At 47.9% G+C, this 19,112-nt stretch carries 18 protein-coding genes; 3 read left to right on the top strand and 15 right to left on the bottom strand.

The genetic code is table 11. The annotated features are described in order from the left end of the window. Nucleotides 1-5: 5 nt before the first annotated feature. The 3 genes from GILYN3_RS03930 to thrH form a co-directional block, all read right to left on the bottom strand. Complete coding sequence (locus GILYN3_RS03930) at nucleotides 6-1,733, bottom strand: ShlB/FhaC/HecB family hemolysin secretion/activation protein (protein WP_049721646.1); 1,728 nt, start codon at nucleotides 1,731-1,733, stop codon at nucleotides 6-8. Between the two features lie 110 nt (nucleotides 1,734-1,843). After that, nucleotides 1,844-2,137: a ComEA family DNA-binding protein gene (locus GILYN3_RS03925; protein WP_049721645.1), complete on the bottom strand. Its 294-nt coding sequence runs from the start codon at nucleotides 2,135-2,137 to the stop codon at nucleotides 1,844-1,846. A 343-nt stretch (nucleotides 2,138-2,480) separates the two neighbouring features. Next, on the bottom strand, nucleotides 2,481-3,098 hold the full coding sequence (gene thrH, locus GILYN3_RS03920) for a bifunctional phosphoserine phosphatase/homoserine phosphotransferase ThrH (protein ID WP_049721644.1): 618 nt from the start codon (nucleotides 3,096-3,098) through the stop codon (nucleotides 2,481-2,483). Between the two features lie 424 nt (nucleotides 3,099-3,522). Here thrH and GILYN3_RS03915 point away from each other — a divergent pair, with 424 nt between their 5' ends. Beyond that, nucleotides 3,523-4,260 carry a phosphoadenylyl-sulfate reductase gene (locus GILYN3_RS03915; RefSeq protein ID WP_049721643.1) on the top strand — a complete coding sequence of 246 codons (738 nt, stop codon included), beginning with the start codon at nucleotides 3,523-3,525 and terminating at the stop codon, nucleotides 4,258-4,260. Nucleotides 4,261-4,360: 100 nt separating this feature from the next. Here the strand turns inward: GILYN3_RS03915 and msrA are convergent, their stop codons facing one another. The 9 genes from msrA to GILYN3_RS03870 all read right to left on the bottom strand — a co-directional run bounded on the left by msrA (nucleotide 4,361) and on the right by GILYN3_RS03870 (nucleotide 12,797). Then, nucleotides 4,361-5,002 carry a peptide-methionine (S)-S-oxide reductase MsrA gene (gene msrA, locus GILYN3_RS03910; RefSeq protein ID WP_049721642.1) on the bottom strand — a complete coding sequence of 214 codons (642 nt, stop codon included), beginning with the start codon at nucleotides 5,000-5,002 and terminating at the stop codon, nucleotides 4,361-4,363. A gap of 17 nt (nucleotides 5,003-5,019) precedes the next feature. Further along, nucleotides 5,020-6,018: a YhdH/YhfP family quinone oxidoreductase gene (locus tag GILYN3_RS03905; protein ID WP_049721641.1), complete on the bottom strand. Its 999-nt coding sequence runs from the start codon at nucleotides 6,016-6,018 to the stop codon at nucleotides 5,020-5,022. A 129-nt stretch (nucleotides 6,019-6,147) separates the two neighbouring features. Beyond that, on the bottom strand, nucleotides 6,148-7,218 hold the full coding sequence (sohB, locus tag GILYN3_RS03900; protein ID WP_049721640.1) for a protease SohB: 1,071 nt from the start codon (nucleotides 7,216-7,218) through the stop codon (nucleotides 6,148-6,150). Between the two features lie 83 nt (nucleotides 7,219-7,301). After that, entirely contained in the window at nucleotides 7,302-7,955 is a 654-nt protein-coding gene (locus tag GILYN3_RS03895) for a hypothetical protein (RefSeq protein WP_049721639.1), read from the bottom strand. A 27-nt stretch (nucleotides 7,956-7,982) separates the two neighbouring features. After that, nucleotides 7,983-8,810 carry an NAD(+) diphosphatase gene (gene nudC / locus GILYN3_RS03890; protein WP_049721638.1) on the bottom strand — a complete coding sequence of 276 codons (828 nt, stop codon included), beginning with the start codon at nucleotides 8,808-8,810 and terminating at the stop codon, nucleotides 7,983-7,985. Nucleotides 8,811-8,826: 16 nt separating this feature from the next. Beyond that, nucleotides 8,827-10,542, bottom strand: coding sequence for a hypothetical protein (locus tag GILYN3_RS03885; RefSeq protein WP_049721637.1), 1,716 nt, complete (start codon nucleotides 10,540-10,542; stop codon nucleotides 8,827-8,829). A gap of 205 nt (nucleotides 10,543-10,747) precedes the next feature. Next, the gene (gene dnaQ / locus GILYN3_RS03880; RefSeq protein WP_049721636.1) at nucleotides 10,748-11,506 is read right to left on the bottom strand and encodes a DNA polymerase III subunit epsilon; all 759 of its coding nucleotides are present in this window, start codon (nucleotides 11,504-11,506) and stop codon (nucleotides 10,748-10,750) included. Nucleotides 11,507-11,548: 42 nt separating this feature from the next. Continuing rightward, the gene (gene rnhA, locus GILYN3_RS03875) at nucleotides 11,549-11,983 is read right to left on the bottom strand and encodes a ribonuclease HI (protein ID WP_049721635.1); all 435 of its coding nucleotides are present in this window, start codon (nucleotides 11,981-11,983) and stop codon (nucleotides 11,549-11,551) included. Between the two features lie 10 nt (nucleotides 11,984-11,993). Next, nucleotides 11,994-12,797: a class I SAM-dependent methyltransferase gene (locus tag GILYN3_RS03870; protein ID WP_198147274.1), complete on the bottom strand. Its 804-nt coding sequence runs from the start codon at nucleotides 12,795-12,797 to the stop codon at nucleotides 11,994-11,996. A gap of 86 nt (nucleotides 12,798-12,883) precedes the next feature. On the opposite strand from GILYN3_RS03870, the gene gloB reads away from it, so the two are divergent. Both gloB and GILYN3_RS03860 read left to right on the top strand, forming a co-directional pair. Continuing rightward, on the top strand, nucleotides 12,884-13,684 hold the full coding sequence (gloB, locus tag GILYN3_RS03865; RefSeq protein ID WP_049721633.1) for a hydroxyacylglutathione hydrolase: 801 nt from the start codon (nucleotides 12,884-12,886) through the stop codon (nucleotides 13,682-13,684). A 98-nt stretch (nucleotides 13,685-13,782) separates the two neighbouring features. Continuing rightward, the gene (locus GILYN3_RS03860; protein ID WP_084005076.1) at nucleotides 13,783-15,375 is read left to right on the top strand and encodes a lytic transglycosylase; all 1,593 of its coding nucleotides are present in this window, start codon (nucleotides 13,783-13,785) and stop codon (nucleotides 15,373-15,375) included. On the opposite strand, the gene GILYN3_RS03855 is transcribed toward GILYN3_RS03860, so the two are convergent. The 3 genes from GILYN3_RS03855 to GILYN3_RS03845 are packed head-to-tail and all read right to left on the bottom strand — an operon-like array spanning nucleotide 15,359 to nucleotide 19,101. Beyond that, entirely contained in the window at nucleotides 15,359-17,008 is a 1,650-nt protein-coding gene (locus GILYN3_RS03855) for an ABC transporter ATP-binding protein (protein WP_232305500.1), read from the bottom strand. The two genes, GILYN3_RS03860 and GILYN3_RS03855, sit on opposite strands and share 17 nt — an antisense overlap. Continuing rightward, nucleotides 16,980-18,011: an ABC transporter permease gene (locus GILYN3_RS03850; RefSeq protein ID WP_049721632.1), complete on the bottom strand. Its 1,032-nt coding sequence runs from the start codon at nucleotides 18,009-18,011 to the stop codon at nucleotides 16,980-16,982. The genes GILYN3_RS03855 and GILYN3_RS03850 overlap by 29 nt, the downstream gene beginning before the upstream one ends. A gap of 4 nt (nucleotides 18,012-18,015) precedes the next feature. Continuing rightward, nucleotides 18,016-19,101 (bottom strand): microcin C ABC transporter permease YejB, encoded by a 1,086-nt coding sequence (locus tag GILYN3_RS03845; protein WP_049721631.1) that lies wholly within the window; start codon nucleotides 19,099-19,101, stop codon nucleotides 18,016-18,018. Between the last annotated feature and the right edge of the window lie 11 nt (nucleotides 19,102-19,112).

Below are 19,112 nucleotides of genomic sequence, written 5' to 3'. Positions count from 1 at the left end.
AACTCTTAGAAATTGGTTTGCAGTGAGGCGTAAACACCCTGAGACTGCGCATTAAGGTAATCGGGAGACTGCAGCGATTGAGCATAGGTAACATTAAGGCTGTAAAGAGGGTGCGCTAACGCTGCGCCAAAGACCGCACCGGCCAACCACTCTCGGCCCTTCTCTTGATATTCTGGGGTGTCGGTACTGCCAACATCCAACCCCACAAAAACATCTAACCGACCAAGCAACGGCAGGTTAATATCATGGTGTAATTCGTTGCGCCAGTAACCGCCGCTGTAGCCAACAAGGCCCAAATTCTCTATACCCCGAACGGTATACTGGCCACCAAGCGACAGAGCCTCTGAGGCAATAACTTTATCTGGGGTGTAAAACAAAGAGGCATTGGTTTTATAAGAGAACGACTGCTCAGCCAAAGCAAAGGGTACCGAATAAGAGCCGTCAATTGAGAAGGTATCAAACTGGTATTCATTTTCGTCTGCGACAATTTTTTCAGTCGCATCAAACCAACTTTCGCTGCGTGTCCAATTAATATCACCTCGCACCACTGCCTGCCCGATATAACGTGTATAACGAGCACCAACCTTAGCCAAATAAAGTACGCGAGAGGATGTCTCCAAAAACACATCTTCGAGATAGTTTTTACTCTGCTTACGAACTAAAGCCGAGGTTAATGTGAACTTATCGCGCTGGCCGCGATAAGTTAAGTAATCGAACCCCAAGGACTGACTGGCGGATGATCCGCTAGTGGTGAAATCGACAACTGAACCGGCAACCTGTTGCTGATAATCGAAATAACTACTGCTTAAGCGAAACAAGCCATAACCGTAAGGTACTGTATAGCTTGCAGAATAGCTTTGGGACTTAGCCCCACTCGGTGCATCTATAGAATCGCTAAACGATAGGTACAGGTTATCGTTAGATACCGTGGGATTATCCCAAGAAGCATATATACTCCCCAACACTTCACCGGTTGTTTCGCTGCCACTATTATTTACGCTTGCACCGCCAGAAACCGATCGGCCAGAAGTGTTCTTGACTTGAAGCTGGGTATAGCCCGGCTGTGCAGCGGGCTCAAGCTCCATACTGGAACGGTTTTGTGACAACCGGTTAAGGTTTTCGAGGCCCTGCTCTAGATCTCGAAGATTCAACGGTTGATCTAAGGGTGAAGGAAAAGCCCAGCGTAACTGACGATTGGTTAAGCTTTTTTCTGAAGATATGATTGATTCAAGCCTGCCTTCAACCACTAAAACATCCAGAACACCATCTTTTAAGTTTTGTGGCTGAATATAAGCTCGGCTAGTAACGTAGCCTTTTTCTAAATAGAGGTTACTGATGCTTTTTATTAGCTGGTTAAACTCTTGAATACCTAAACAACGGTTAAGGTATTCTGACGTAATTTCATTGATTTTCTCGTCAGCAAAAAGCGTGAGTCCTTGCACCTGAATTTGAGCAATTTCAAAGCATCGACTTTCATCATCGCCAACCCAGCCTGCGTCACCTTTTTCTTCCTGCAAAAATACATCAACGTCTGGCTGATTTCGCCTCAAATCGTCTTCTCGTCGCAACTGATCCTGCTTAAGCAACTGCTCATGCTCACGCTGAACCCTGTCAATAGTACCTAACTCCGATTGGGCAGACGATCCACCCGAATACCCAAGGCATAGCACCATTACGGGAATAAGCACTACAGTATTAATAAACTTTAAGAAACTCGGCAGTAGCTTTAACATGAAATCCACCGCATAAAATAACAACGAAACATTCTTAGAAAAGAAAACCGGACACCCTAACTTTTACAATCAGATCTATTAAAGTATCCGGAAGACCCAACTGAACGACGCTATAGGACGATGTTTTTTCTTATGTTATCCAGGGTCGCCTGCCCTACGCCGTTTACTTCAAGCAGCTGTTCGATCTTTTTAAAAGGACCATTTTTATCACGCCAAGCGATAATTGCTTGCGCTTTCGATTCGCCGACACCTTTTAATTCGGTCAGCTTTTGTGCGTTTGCAGTATTAATATTAATGGGAGCGGAAATACTTGCTTTGGTTTCGGACTCGGCGGCTAAGGATCCAGCCGGCGAAAGTACGGCTGCAGTCAGTGCAATTAAGAAGCTACAAAATAATCGTTTCATAAATAATCTCCTATTTAGTTAACGCATTGAATTTGCGTAAATTGAGACTAGTAAGCAAACAGCTGAAGCGCAATGAGGTTATCTCTGAATTTTATGTAAGAGATATCGCACAAATTAATGTGCCAACGAGGGAAATTTAAATATGATAAGAGTAGATATTGAAAGTTTTCGAAGTTGAAACCACAAGAAAAATAAAAACTTATTCGACTGAAACAACACCCCGTCATTATTTAAATGATAGATATATCGAAGTTGAATGATCGTATAGAAATAAAAAGCCCCAGTGCCATTCAACACTGGGGCTTATGGTGTCACAGAGTTTTACAGAAAAGCCAAGCTTATATTAAAGCGTTAACTCACGATTACTGGCTTTAAGAAACTCTTGTTTCAATGCTTCGTACGTATGTGCTGCCGGAAACTGCGGAAACTCGTCGATAACATTTTGCGGCGCATGAAAAAGAATGCCCGCATCTGCCTCACCCAACATAGTCGTGTCGTTGTATGAATCACCCGCGGCGATAATACGATAATAAAGCGTTTTTAACGCCAGTACGGATTGGCGTTTAGGGTCTTTTTGACGCAAGTGGTAATTGATAACTCGTCCGTTATCATCTGTTTCTAGGCGATGACACAGCAGCGTTGGAAACCCTAACTGACGCATTAACGGCTGGGAAAATTCGTAGAACGTATCCGACAATATAATGACCTGAAAGCGTTCGCGTAACCAATCAACAAACTCCACGGCCCCCTCTAAAGGCTCTAGCGTCGCGATGACTTCTTGGATTTCATTCAATCCGAGGTTGTTTTCCTCAAGAATCTTCAGGCGTTGGCGCATCAAAACATCGTAGTCGGGAATATCACGAGTCGTCGCCTTAAGTGCCTCGATACCGGTTTTTTCTGCAAATTTAATCCAAATTTCAGGGACTAAAACCCCTTCAAGATCTAAGCACGCGATTTCCACTAGCCGCCTCCAGCATACAGTCAAAGAAAAAACGCGAATCTAACCTGTCAGGACTACAAAAGCAATTACACAAGATAGGTTTTCACGTGGAACATAGATTAAAAGAAAAGGAAAATACAGTATTTATATAGCAAATACGACTTTACCGCTTGCTATATGAAATAAGAAAACGCCTATTTTACTCGAGAAAAAACCTACATCTTGTAGGCGGCATGAACCTTACCCAGCACATATGGCTATTTATTAGACTAAGCGAGCAAATGGCAACCAACGTTCCACAGACTAATAATGATCGGTTATAAATTAATATAAGAGCGTTATTGGGCAGCTGCGAACGGCTCTGGTATCCTTCTGCGCACTAAAATGACACCCGAGGCGGTCAGAACTTATTGACCACCCACAACCGATAGCCAAAGGCCCGTGCATGACTAACAACATTGATATCGTCAACATCGAGACCGAACTACAAGGACAGAGCCCCTACCGGATCATGCGTTATGCGCTTGAGCAGTTTGACAACATAGCCATCTCTTTTAGTGGTGCCGAGGACGTTGCCTTGATTGATATGGCAAGCCGCATTCGGCCCGACATTCAAGTTTTTTGTCTCGATACCGGCCGACTACACGCCGAGACCTATCAATTTATCGAAACCGTACGCAAACATTACGGTATCGAAATAGATGTTGTCTCGCCCGATGGCGATGCAGTGCGAGCACTGGTAAAAGCAAAGGGCTTATTTAGCTTTTATGAAGACACCCATAAAGAATGCTGCGGGATTCGTAAAATTGCCCCGTTACGTAAAAAACTGCTCGAAGTAGACGCATGGATCACCGGGCAGCGTAAAGATCAAAGTCCGGGCACTCGCGCCGACATTCCAGTGATCCAAGATGATCTAGCATTTGCGCGCCCAGGCGACACGCTAACGAAATTTAATCCGCTGGCAAACTGGAGCTCTGAAGAAGTTTGGAATTACATACGCATGTATGAGGCGCCTTACAACCCGCTACACGACCAGGGCTTTATTTCGATTGGCTGCGAGCCATGCACACGCCCTGTCGGCCCCGGCCAACATGAACGCGAAGGTCGTTGGTGGTGGGAAGAAGCCACTAAAAAAGAATGCGGCTTGCACGCTAACAATATCGCCGCAGCTGACGCCGAGTAAGATTAAAAGCCAAGCAACACCCCTAAAATTATAAATTAAAATAAAAAAAGGCTTAGCAATACGCTAAGCCTTTTTTGTAAAACAATCTGCGGATAAACACTTAGGCGGTACTTGCGCAACTGACACCGGTGCCGGCCAAACCACAATAACCATTGGGATTTTTTGCTAAGTACTGCTGGTGATAGGTTTCTGCGTAATAAAAATCAACACCGGTTTTTATCTCTGTTGTTATTTCACCTCGACCTGCCGCGCTCAACGCTGCCTGATACTGCTTTAAACTTTGTTCTGCCGCGACCACCTGTTCATCGGTTAGCAAATACAAGCCCGAACGATACTGCGTACCACTATCGTTGCCTTGTCGCATACCTTGGGTGGGGTCATGTGCCTCCCAAAATATTGTTAGCAGTTTATTAAAGCTCACCTCTGCCGGATTAAAAACAACCAATACCACTTCGTTGTGGCCTGTCATGCCACTACAAACCTCTTGGTAAGTAGGGTTGGGGGTGTAACCACCGGCATAACCAACTGCGGTTGTGTAAACACCGAGGGTTTGCCAAAACAATCGTTCTGCCCCCCAAAAACAACCAAGCCCTACTAAAAACTGCGAGTAACCAGCGGGAAAAGGCGGCTTTATAGAATTGCCATTTACCGCATGTAACTGAGACACTTGCATGGCCGTGTCGCGTCCAGATAAAGCTTGTTCTGGTGATGGTATTTCAGATTTATTGCGGCCAAAAGACATAACCAACCTCTTGTTTGTTAATCAGCAATACGAACCAGATAACGTCCCTGAGAATCACCTGCACGCATTTTTTCTAAAATATTTGGCACTTGCTCTAAAGATACTTCCTCACACATGCTTTTAAGCGCGGCGGGCTTAAGGTCGGTAGCAAGGCGCAGCCAAAGTTTGCACTTGTAATCGTTTGGCTGCTCTGCCGAGTCTACTCCAAGCAACGCCACACCGCGTAAAATAAAGGGATACACGGTGGCGGAAAAACCGGCATTGGCGGCCAATCCGCAAGCCACTACTGAGCCTTCTCGCTCAGTCGCTTTAATGATGTTAAACAATGCGTCCCCACCTAAAGTATCAATGGCACAATCCCAGCTAGGCCTTAATAAAGCTTTTTTATTGGCCAGCAACCACTCATCAGCTGCAACCACTTCCGTCGCGCCCAATTCATATAAGCGTTTATGAGCGTGGGCTTTGCCACTCATTGCAACAACTTGATAGCCAAGCTTGGCTGCCATTGCTATAGCCAGCGACCCTACCCCACCAGATGCCCCACTGATTAACAGGCGAGTTTCGTTAATAGCTTTATGCTGCAGTCGCGCCAGCTTGTCGAAACACATAGCGGCCGTAAGCCCTGCCGTGCCATAAATCATGGCTTCGCGTAAATCTAATTGTGGCGGACACGGACACGTCCACTGCAGTGGTACTCGGCAATACTCCGCGAGACCTCCAGGGCTATTCATGCCAAAGTCGTAGCCACTAATTAAAATACGATCGCCGGGCCGATATTGCCCCGTAGCATCCTCCACAACCACCCCAGCGGCATCTATACCCGGAGTATGGGGGAAGTTACGGCTTACACCTGGGTTACCCGTCGCTCCGAGCGCGTCTTTATAATTTAGATCGCTGTAGTGCACGCGCACGAGAATATCGCCGTCAGGTAAGGTCGCGGCTGCAACAGACTCGATCGCAACACTAAATGTATCATTAGCATCGCGGTGTATACGAAGTGCGCGGTACTCTTGCATAGCGATTCTCCAGCTAATAAGGTAATCGTTTGGCCGCGATTATCGCTGACTCTTTAAACTCGACCACAAGCATTGAGCAAAGCAAACATTAGCCCTAAAACCGAGCTAGTGTTTAAATTAAAAAACCTCTTAAAACCAACGCTTTGGTTGCACAAGAGTGATCAAACGGCTAAACATACGTTCGAGCGAAAGCTCAGCGGCAACACCTAAACGCTCGGGCAATGACTTCTTATGCGCAAACTCAACCAAGAAAATATCGCTATCGGGATGTTGCGCCCAAAGGTAACCATCGCTGGTTTGAATCTGATCAATCAGTTGCATTTCTAGCGCTTTAGAGCCATACCAGATTTCACCAGTGGCCACTTTATCCACATCAACTGCCGGCCGATTTTCGTTCACAAAGGCTTTAAAAAGTACATGCGTCTGTTCCAAGTCATCGGTGAATTTTTCACGTCCTTTGTCCGTGTTCTCACCAAACATCGTTACTGTGCGCTTATATTCACCAGCGGTAAACATCTCGTAATCAATGTCATTCTTCTTTAACAACCGATGGAAGTTAGGTAGCTGCGCCACAACGCCAATAGAGCCCAGTACGGCAAACGGAGCGGCAACAATTTTATCGGCTACACAGGCCATCATGTAACCACCACTGGCTGCTACTTTATCGACACACACTGTTAAGGGTATTTTACGTTCGGTGAAACGTGTCAACTGACTTGCGGCCAAACCATAGCTATGCACCATGCCGCCACCGCTTTCAAGATTCACCACCACCTCGTCACGCTCTGTTGCAACACCCAGCACTGCAGTGATTTCTTCGCGTAAACTAGCATTAGCAGAGGCTTTTATATCGCCATCGAAATTTAAAACAAATATCCGTTTGCGCGCGCTATCGCTTGCAGGTGAGGCATCTGACTTATTGCCAGCGGCTTTTAACTCACGCTTTTTGTCTTTTTGTAATTGTTTTTCTTTTTTCTTTTTAAGCTTTTGCTCTAACTTAAGGACGGCTGAATCTAGCACTTCAAGCTTTATAGTCTCTGAATACTCATCGAACGTATCATTAAGTTTAGTCACTTCAATATGGCCCTTATCCGAGCCGCGCTGCTTACCACTAAGTATAAGCGCTAAAACAATAGCAAAAGCGATTACGATGGTAACGGCCTTTGCTAAAAACATTCCGTAACTTGCTAGAAATTCCAAAAAAATTTACTCCCCTATTTCAATATGCGTTCTGTATGGTTGGTTTTTTACATTTCTGTTTTTACAACACTTGGCACTTAGGTTTACCGCCAATCGCCGACCGCTTCTCGGGCAGAATCATTCAATGGGCGGGTAACTAAACCTGTACCCGACAAACTGACCTCAAACAATGCCCCATCGGCCATAGGTAAATACGTTGCACTACCGTAGACAGCATCGACGACCGGCAACGAATCTCTACCCTCACGAAGCCAATGCCAAACATCGACACCATAACGACTTTCATGAAACGAATACACCGTGCGCTCTGCTGTGCGCTCTTGCTCTAATGAGTAGTAACGACCACTCAGTCGATCGAGGCGGTAACCAGGCTTTACCCCCCAATTGGCAACAACGCCCTTCCATTTAATAATACGTGCGTCTAACTGCCATTGATCACCGGCAATTTGATACTTTTGTTCTTGACCCTGCTCGTCAGCAACCGTGACGTTATAAAGAGCATCTTTGACCTTCTCAAAACTCAAGGTCGCCACCATATGCTCTTTTTGGATTTGACGATAACTAAAAATATCTAGCGCAACAAAAGCAAACAACACCGCCAAAGCAAGTAAGGCCAAGCCAAACATACCGCGCAACCAACCAAGCACCCAAGAGTCTTTAAAAAGTAATTTAGCGGCCGAATAAGCGACAAGTAGGCAACATAAAGCCGCTCCCACCGCAATTGCACTATAAACCATAGTTATCGGCCTCCTGAGCCAATACGCTTAACGCTGCTCACTGGCAGCCATTTCACAGCGATGTATAAAACCATCAATCAGTTGTCGTGCAATAGTCCCTGCTGGCGGCACCTTGGGTAATTCACTGTAATGGTACCAGTGCGCCTCTCGAATCTCATCAAGTTGCGGCACTATAGCACCGCTATCGTATTGCGCGTAAAAACCGAGCATCAACTGTGCCGGAAAAGGCCAGCTTTGACTGGTTACATACTCAAGCTGCTTAACTGTTAGTCCAACCTCTTCAAGCACCTCTCTTTCTACCGTTTGCTCTATCGGTTCACCTGCCTCGACAAAGCCCGCCAGTGCCGAATAAGTCCCAGTGCGCGAACGCTGATGTTGCGCCAACAAACAGTACTCGCCGTTAGTAACTAGCACAATAATGCAAGGGCTTGGGGTTGGGTAGTAGCGGGTCTGGCAGGCGGTACAAATGCGGACTATCTCGCCTTTGGTCAGTAGCTCGGGGGCGGGGGCTGGCAATGCCCTGGCGCAGCTTGAACAAAATTTGTGTTGATGCCACCAATGGCCAATTTGCAGGGCGCGACCGGCCCAATACATATCAGCTGGGCTCAGCTCATCAAGCAAGTCACGCAGATTAACCCAGTGCTCTTGCGCTAGCCATTGCGGCTCGTCCGATAGCGCAATCCAATGGCGCCGCGCATCATTATTTACGGTATTTTGGTCCTGCGGTAGATCTATACGAAAACACGCACTGCAGTCAGCGGGACGAATAAGCGCGGGCCGACCGGCGGGTAGCCATAACTTACCCGCAACAACCGGCCAATAGTAATCAGTGCCCGCGACGTTACTTTCACTCACAAATACGGGAGTCCGCTCATGAATCTACCGGAAAGCCTAATGCTTGCAAGCTTTCTTCGGCGATTTTTAGCACATCGGTGTCAGCATTTTTCTCAGATTTTATCGCGTCTAAGTAGTACTCTAGACTAATAACCGCATCGGCAAAGGTTTCGAGTAAATGCTGCACCGCGGGTAATTGCTCGTTACCCAGTAAGGCTTCGTTAACAAACTGCTCACAGGCAGCAACTACTTTAGCAACCCGAGGCAGTGCCAACACCAGCATTCCACCACGCACCGATGACAGTGTTGAGGATACATTTTTAATATGGGCTATATCATAGTTAGACTCAGAATAACTATTAAGCGCACGCTTAATCATTGCCAAACCCGACTCAGCCTCCTCGATTACCAGCGTTTCGGCCTCGTGGATTTGGCTATTTGACAATACTTCTTCACGCGACAAAGCGTTCAGGGCTGCGAGCTTCTCTTCAGATAAATTCATTCTCGCCAAGCCGCTTACCGTGCTCTCGATATACAGCAAAGTATCGGCGACCCCTAGTAAATCGTCGGGATTAGCTTCAATCGTACCGTTTTGCCAGCCAGATATTTTAGCTATCTCAGCCCGTAACGAATTACTTGGGGCGACTAAACCTACAACAGAGAGGATTTCGGCGATCTTCTTCAGCGTCTCAGGCAACTCGGGGGTCTCTTTCAGCATTTCAATGCCGCCCTGTGCTGCCCGTTCTAATATGTTTTTACTGCTCCGTAGCTCCTCTTGCAAAACTGCCGTCATAGAGCTGACGGTGGTAGCGCTAGGCCCTTTTAAATACTCTTGCTCACGCAGTAGCTCGGCTTCGCTGTAGGGCAACAAACTGACATTGTAAGCTTTTAAAATGGTCTCAGCGCGGGGGCTATCATGGTGCGCCAGGGCGACAAGATACACCAACTCTTTCAGTAACGCTGGCGCCGCTGAGCGCTCGAGAGCCACATCACCTTCAAACTGAACACGTTTAAACTCGCGGTCAATAGCCCCCAATAGCATCTTACGAGACTTATTAAGTTGCAATTTCCCATCGCCAATAGCGCTAATCATCTCGGCTCCAACCCACCACAACTGCGCCATCGGGCGCCCTGCAGTAGCGCTATCAAGCCGTTCTAATGCGCGCACCATCATACCCAGCGAGGGCTTAACTTGTTTACCCTGAAAAACACTGAGCATGGCCACTTGGTACATGTGCCGAATACGGCGGACAAATTGCCGGAAATCCTCAGGAATCTCGGCCACAGCTTGCTCTGGGCGCTGACATTGCTCCAGATCAACCTGAAAATAGTAGCTCATCGGCAAAGCCGGCTCGCGCCGCGCCGCCCGCAAATCATTAATATGCGGGATAAGTAAAACCGCCATACTGCGGCCGGTTTGGGTGCAGTACTCTAAATAACGCGGCAAGATAAAAAACACCGAGGTAATACGCTCGAGTTTTTCTTGGGTCGCAGGCCCTGCCCCCAGCGGGATATCGGTAATATGCTCGACCAGCTCGCTAGCCAAGGTATCGACACCTCGCAACTGCAACAGGCTTAACGTACCTCGAATTTGTTTGATCTCGTCGATACAGTGCTGCAGTAGCTCGCCATCGTCGGGGTCTGATGCAAAGCGCTCAAGCCGATTGGCGGCCGACTCGATAGTCGCCACCAGCTCATTTTGCACCAGCTTTAAAGAAGATGAGTTAAAACGTTCAGCGGTGTCTGTAGTCACTGTTATTTCCCTACTGGTGATCGAGGCGTCTTACGCACTCCGGCGCAGACTGCTCTTTTGTTGTACAACCAATGCATTAATGTCGTTTTATAGAATCTACATTAACTTATTACAAAACTCTAAGACAATTCAATTAACCATTCAAACCTTTATCAACAGATGCCAAAGCAGTCGCATTTATGATCATTTGTAGCCTTTAGTTGGTTTAACTGGGCTTACCCTCGGCGTCAGATAGCCATAAGCACTGCCCGCCACTGGCCTTGTTGATCGACTCGAGTTTAGCGTTATGCAATACCAATTCATCCTCACTAACAGGTAATATCGGTAATGGCTTACGATTGCTATCAATGCGCTTAATTTCTGCACCCGAGGTCTCATCTCCGCCGTCACCGCCATCACCACCGCCCAGCATTAGTGCAGTCTGACCACCGGTCATTAACAAATAAACGTCTGCTAAAATTTCGGCATCTAGTAACGCGCCATGCAATTCACGCTGGGAGTTATCAACACCGTAACGCTTACACAATGCATCAAGGTTGTTTTTTTGGCCCGGGTGCTTACCCCGCGCCAAAAGCAGCGTGTCGACAATACTGTTATTTAAAGCCACCGTATTGTGCCGCGAATCCAATCGGCGCAGCTCGGCATCAATAAAGCCAATATCAAACGGAGCGTTGTGAATGACTAACTCGGCACCGGCAATAAAGGCCATAAAATCGTCGCGTATCTGCGAAAATACCGGCTTATCGGCCAACATCTCAGGGGTAATGCCGTGTACCGCCATGGCACCGGCGTCGATTTCGCGCTCGGGGTTTATATATTGATGGTAGTGCTTTCCCGTTAATTTACGGTTGATCACCTCGACACAACCGATCTCGATAATACGATGACCTTGGCTCGACTCTAAACCGGTCGTCTCGGTATCGAGCACGATCTGGCGGGTGACGGTATTGTCCGGTGTATTCATAGTAGCTCGCTGTAAAAATAAGATTAGCTCGAGGTGTGCTCGCTAACGTAATTGGTCAATGCCACGGTTTGCCAGCTGATCTGCACGCTCGTTCTCGACGTGCCCGCTGTGACCTTTCACCCAGCGCCAATCTATCTTATGGCGACGGCTTTGCTCGTCCAGCGCCTGCCATAAATCTACATTTTTAACCGGTTGCTTAGAGGCTGTGCGCCAACCTTTGCGCTTCCAACCCTCCAGCCACTCGGTGATCCCTTTGCGCACGTATTGTGAATCCGTGGTCAATACAACATCGCAAGGCTCTGTCAGCGCTTTTAAACCCTCAATGGCAGCGCTCAACTCCATCCGGTTATTGGTGGTGTCAGGTTCGCCGCCCCACAGCTCTTTCTCTTGCCCATCAAATCGGAGTAAGGCTCCCCAGCCCCCCGGACCCGGATTTCCTCGACAGGCACCATCGGTATATATTTCTACTGTTTTCAATTGCTTACCACTATTTGTTGATGTTTTTTGTACGATTTGAGCCGTGACTCACTTTGCTCGGCACCGAGGCGGCACCAAACCCTCTTAATTCAACGTTGTTCCAACACGGCTTAAGCGGTATTACGGCCGGTACATCTTTGCGTACCGTTACCGCATAGTAATTACCCCACGGCGCGCCAACACGGCGCAACCAAGCCTCAACAACCTGTTCATTACTTTTCGAACGCGGCCAAAATTGGCCTCGCGTTATGCTAACGGGTACAAGATCTAGCAACTTGCACCAATCGTGTAGACGCCCCCAGCGCAAGCTTTGATGCCCGCCCTCTGGAGGGTGGCCAAACCAGCCGCGTAGCAAACGTAAAGCGCCACCGATACTCCAAGGATTAAACCCTACAATCACGATGTGACCGCGAGCAATAGTGGCACGCGCGACCTCGGCCAACAGCTGGTGTGGCGTCTGGCTAAAATCCAACACATGATGCAATACAAATACATCGATCGACTCCGGCGCCAACGGCAAGCGGCCATAGTCGCAACAGCCCACCTCTACCCCGCCCGATGATGCACAAGGATTAAGCGCAAAGGCATGGGCAATCCGACTATTACCAGTCAAGCGTAATCCGCGCGCCACGCTAAGCTGGCATAAATGATACCCGAACAAGCAAGCAAGTGCCTGATCGATATCATCTTTTTCACAAGCCAGCAGCGCCTGCCCCGGTGCCGTGGCGAACCACTCTGTTAAGGCTGGCACCGCTTCGGCGGCCGGTTTAACGTTATGACGCCATTTAATATTTGCTTGCAGCCGCTTAAGCACAAGTACCTCCACGGTATAATTCCGCTCGCTTAACCTGATAAAATACCAGTATTCACCAGAGTAAAGAAGCCAACTGGAGTGACAGTATGCAGATTTACCATCTGCCAGCCCTAGAGACCAATTATTTTTGGTTACTGCAACCAGACGCCGATCGTCGCGATGCGTACATTTTTGATCCGGGCGATGCTGCACCAGTAATTGATGCCCTTAAACGGTATAACTTAACCCTGGCCGGCATTGTGCTCACCCATCATCACTGGGATCATACAGATGGTATTGATGCACTGTTAGAGCATCACTCAATACCAGTATACGGCCCCATTAGTAAACGAATTCCACAAGTAACACACCCACTAACCGAGGGTGACAGTCTCGACCTAGGCAGTACTCGCTGGAGCATATTAGCCACACCGGGCCACACCCTAGATCACATTGTCTATTACTGCGCCAATACCCAGCACGCCACCCAACCCAGCGGTGTACTGATTGCGGGTGATACGATTTTTGCCGGAGGTTGCGGCCGAATGTTTGAAGGCACGCCAGAGATGTTTCTGCAATCTTTAAACAAAATCGCCCAACTACCCAACGACACCGTACTTTACTGCTCCCATGAATACACCCTAGCCAACTTGGCCTTTGCGCAAGCCGTCGAACCCAACAACCCAGATATTGCCCAGCGGCTTACCCGGGAACGCCGCAAGCGCGAGCAGAAAATGCCCACCCTGCCTAGCAGTATCGGTCTAGAGCTTGCCACAAACCCCTTTGTGCGCTGTCAACAACCTACAGTAATCAACAGTGCCAATAGCAAAAGTGGCCAGGTACAAACAACACCCGCCGATGTATTTGCCGTACTCCGAGCGTGGAAAAATGACTTTCCGGCCAATTGACCGACGGCTTACAAACCCCTAGAATCGGCTGAATTTCGCGCGAAATAGCGGCTACGGCCACGCGTGCTTTATATACGCCAAACCGCCAAAGTGACTCAATGACAGCAGTATATCGTTTGACCCTGACATGCTTATTTTCTGTGATTTTAAGCGGTTGCGGCGCCATCTTCGCCGAAAAAGATAGCTTCCAAGAGCCTATTGGTGCCGCCGAAGAAGACTCCGAAGCAACCCAGCCAGTAGCTGTCAGCGCCCCCCCAATAGCGCAGCCCAAAGCCCCTCCTACCGAGCTAACACTGCTCGATCGCGTGCGCAGCGGCTTAATGTTTTCCGAACTGGATCACACTCGTGTCGATCAATACGAAAACTGGTACGCCAAACACCCCGAATATATAGACCGAGTGTTTGAACGTGGTCAGCGCTATCTTTATTACATTGTGCAACGATTAGAAGAAGAGGGCCTACCATTAGAAATCGCACTGTTACCGGTGGTTGAAAGTGCCTTCGATCCTTTCGCTTACTCTCACGCCACTGCCGCTGGTATGTGGCAGTTTATGTCGGGCACCGCCGGTGATTATGGCCTAAAAGAAAACTGGTGGTACGACGGACGACGCGATGTAGTTGCATCCACCAACGCCGCCATTAGCTATTTAAAACGTATGCACACCTTGTTTGACGGCGATTGGCTACTGGCGCTTGCCGCTTACAACACCGGTCAAGGACGTTTGTTGCGTGCTATTAAGGCCAACAAAAAGGCTGGTAAATCCACTGATTTTTGGTCGCTCAAACTACCTCGTGAAACCCAAGCCTATGTACCACAATTACTTGCACTATCGCATGTAGTTGCCAATCCCGAGCAGTTTAAAATCACTCTGCCAGAGATCCCCAATGCCCCCTACTTTGTTGCTATTGATATCGGCTCGCAGCTCGATCTAGCACAAGCGGCCGAATTAGCCGGCATCACCATGGAGGAGCTCTATTTACTAAACCCAGGCTTTAATCGCTGGGCAACCGATCCAGCCGGCCCCCACAGTTTATTGATCCCCAGCGCCCATGCAGAGAGATTTAGCAGCGCATTGGCAACCGTCGACCCAGCTCAGCGCATTAGTTGGGAGCGCTACAAAATTCGCTCGGGCGATAGCCTTATTCGCATAGCCAACAACCACAACACTAATGTCGAGGCACTAAAAAGTGCCAACCAATTGCGCTCCTCACGTATTCGCGCAGGCGACACACTACTCATCCCTACCGCTAGCGCCGGCGCCGATTACTACGAGCTAAGTGTCAATCAGCGCCGACTAGGCAGCCAAAAGCGCTCCAAAGGCAATAGTAACGGGGAGAAAATTAACTACACCGTACGCAAAGGCGATAGTTTTTGGCGTATAGCCAACAATCATCAAGTAAGCGTCAGCTCGCTGGCGCGCTGGAACGGTATGTCGCCGCGCGACACCATTAAGCCTGGGCAAAAGTTGGTGGTGTGGAGTAAAAACATTAAAGAGCAAACTGGCGATAAAGACGCGGTAACTCGCAAGCTGTCTTACAAAGTAAGAAATGGCGACTCACTGGCAAGAATTGCCAGCCGTTTCAATGTCAGCATTAAGGATATTACTCGCTGGAACAAAGTCTCGAGCAAAAAATACATTCATCCAGGCCAGCAATTAACCTTATTTATCGATGTTACAAAGGCGCGCTAGCGGCGGCCAACAAAGCTTTAGAGTACGGGTGCTGCGGTTGATTAAAAATAGCGTCGGCCGCGCCCTGCTCGACCACTTTGCCATCTTTCATAATCATAATGCGATGGCTCATCGAACGTACAACACTTAAATCATGACTGATAAACAAATACGACAAGCCGTGTTCGCGCTGCAACCGCTGCAACAAATCAATAATATCTTTTTGCACCGACCGATCTAACGCCGAGGTCGGCTCATCTAATACTAATAGGCGTGGTTTTAAAATCAATGCACGGGCAATGGCAATACGCTGTCGCTGACCGCCAGAGAATTCATTGGGGTATCGGTGGCGTAACTCAGGATCTAGCTGCACTTGCTGCATGGCGTCAATAACCCGCGCCTCCAACTCTGCGTTACTAAGGCGCTCGTATACTTTTAACCCCTCAGCAATGATTTGCACCACCGACATACGCGGGCTTAAGCTGGCAAATGGGTCTTGAAAAATAATTTGAATGTGACGCCGCAATGGTTTCATTTGCTTAGCGTTCAACTGTAATAAGTTATGCGGTGCTTGCTCGCCTGCAAGCGTAAAATTAACATCCCCCTCACACTTAATTAACTGTAATACGGAACGCCCCAAGGTGGTTTTACCCGAGCCACTTTCACCCACAATACCCAGCGTTTCGCCCTCAGCTAAACTAAAGCTGATATCGTCTACCGCTTTAACATAGTGCTTTACTCGCTTTAAAAAACCTGTATTAACCGCAAACCAGGTGCGCAAGTTAGCCACTTGCAATAACGGTTTGATTTGCTTAATAGGCGCAGGCGGCGCACCTGGGTCTGCAGCCAACAACTCACGAGTGTAATCAGTTTTGGGGTGATCAAAAACCTCAGCAGTAACGCCTTGCTCTATAATTTCACCCTGGCGCATAACCATCACACGATCGGCGAGTTTACGTACAATCCCAAGATCGTGAGTAATAAACAAAACCGACATGCCCAGCTCACCCTGCAGGCGTTTTAATAGGCGTAAAATTTGCGCCTGTACGGTTACATCGAGCGCCGTGGTTGGCTCGTCAGCAATTAGCAAATCTGGCTCATTAATAAGTGCCATTGCAATCATTACACGTTGGCGCTCGCCGCCACTAAGCTCGTGAGGCAGCGCCTTTAGGCGTTGCGCTGCATCGCGAATCTCGACGCGTTGCAGCCACTCTATAACAAGTGGCCGTGCAGTTGCACGACTCAAACCTTTATGTAAATAAAGTGATTCAGATAATTGTTTCTCGATACTTTGCAGCGGATTAAGGCTGGTCATCGGCTCTTGAAAGATCATCCCAATAGAGCCACCGCGAATTCGATTAAGCTGGCGCTCATCGGTGCGTAACAAGTCCTGCCCCGAAAAGTGTATTTGACCAGAATCGTACCGCGCAGCACTGGGGTTTAATAAACGTAAAATAGACTGAGCGGTAATTGACTTACCCGAACCACTCTCGCCCACCAAAGCCAATACCTCGCCAGGCAGTACATCAAAGCTAACATCGCGCACTGCGGGTTCGGCATCAGCTGCGCCACGAAAGGCCAAGGTAAGATTAACAATACTCAGTAGCGGTTGAATCATAATTGCTCTAGCGGGTGCGGTTAGGGTCAACGGCATCTCGCACCGCCTCACCCACAAACACTAACAGGGTTAATAATAACGACAGGACGACAAATACCGACAAGCCTATCCAAGGAGCGTGTAAATTGTTCTTCCCCTGGCTCACCATCTCGCCCAGAGACGCTGAACCCGGAGGCAAACCAAAACCCAGAAAATCTAACGCCGTTAAGCTGGTAACACCACCGACCAATAAAAATGGAATAAACGTAAGAGTAGCCACCATAGCGTTAGGCAACAGGTGGCGCCACATAATGGCTTTATTGGAAACCCCCATTGAGCGGGCAGCCAATACATACTCGAAGTTTCGGGCACGTAAAAACTCTGCCCGCACTACACCCACCAGTGCCATCCAACCAAAAATCAGCAAGATTCCCAGCAAAATCCAAAAGCTTGGCGGCACCATACTGGCGATAATGATCAGTACAAATAACGTTGGCACGCTCGACCAGACTTCTAAAAAGCGTTGCCCTATCAGATCAACCTTGCCGCCATAAAACCCCTGTATTGCGCCTACTGCAATACCTACAACAGAGGTTGCCAGCGTTAAAAACAGACCAAACATAACCGAGATACGAAACCCGTAAATAAGTCGCGCTAAAATATCGCGACCTAAATCATCGGTTCCCAGCCAGTTTTCGACGCTGGGGGGGCTGGGTGCAGGGCCAGGCAAATTATAATTAATAGCGCGATAATCAAAACGAATGGGGGGCCACAACATCCAGCCTTCCGCATTAATCAAATCGGCAATATACTCATCGCGATAGTCTGCCACCACGTCAAAATCGCCACCAAAATCCAGCTCTGAATACTCTTTAACAATCGGAAAATACCACTCACCCTCATGCTGAATTACCAGTGGAACATTGTTGGCTATCAGCTCGGCCAATAAGCTCAAACCAAATAAAATTAAAAATATCCACAAACTATAATAACCGCGACGGTTATTTTTAAAACGCTGCCATCGCTCACAATTAATCGGACTTAATGTTATTAGGCTCATGATGTTAACGGGACTCAAAATCTATTCTGGGATCAACCCAGGTATATGCCAGATCGCTAATAATACCAATCAGCAACCCCAGTAAACTAAAAACATATAAAGTACCAAACATCACTGGGTAATCTCGCTGTAAGGTAGACTCAAACCCCAACAACCCTAACCCCTCAAGCGAAAAAATCACCTCAATCAACAGTGAACCGGTAAAGAACATGCTGATAAAAGTCGCAGGAAAACCAGCAATAATAATCAACATGGCATTGCGAAACACGTGCCTGTACAAAATACGCGACTCGCCGGCCCCTTTAGCCCGAGCGGTAATCACATATTGCTTATTGATTTCATCTAAAAAAGAATTTTTAGTCAACATTGTTAAAGTCGCAAAACCACCTACCACCAAAGCTAAAATAGGCAGCGCCAAATGCCAAAAATAATCACCTATTTTTTGATACCAGGTTAACTCATCAAAATTTGACGACACCAAGCCGCGCAGCGGAAACCAATCCAAATAGCTGCCGCCGGCAAAAACAATAATCAACAAGATGGCAAACAGGAAGCCTGGGATAGCATTGCCTATTACTACGGCCCAACTGGTCCACACATCAAACGGCTCGTGGTGCTTAATGGCTTTGCGTATACCCAGAGGAATCGAGACTAAGTAAATAATTAAAGTGCTCCACAGTCCCAGTGAGATGGACACAGGTAGACGCTCGACAATTAGCCCCATAACCGTATTGGCTTTAAACAAGCTATCGCCAAAATCAAAGGTTAAATAATCACCCAACATGGTGAAATAACGTTCATGGATCGGCTTATCAAAACCAAATTGTTTTTCTATCTCCGCGATCACTTCTGGGTCTAATCCACGTGCGCCACGCGAATCTTGATTCTGTTGCGACAGGCCACCGGAATCAGAGTCCCCCGCACCACCGGTAACTCGCTCTAGGCTGGCCCCGCCCATCCCCAACATATTGGCAATAGCTTGATCAACCGGGCCGCCGGGAGCGGCCTGAATGATAAAAAAATTAAGGGTGATAATCGCCAGCAATGTGGGGATGATTAACAACAACCGGCGAACAACATAAGCGCCCAAATCTAATAACC

Origin of the sequence: Gilvimarinus polysaccharolyticus (assembly GCF_001187555.1) — a bacterium.
Taxonomy (GTDB): Bacteria; Pseudomonadota; Gammaproteobacteria; order Pseudomonadales; family Cellvibrionaceae; genus Gilvimarinus; species Gilvimarinus polysaccharolyticus.
The sequence above is the reverse complement of the archived record's forward strand: the minus strand, read 5'-3'. Positions and strand labels throughout refer to the sequence as shown.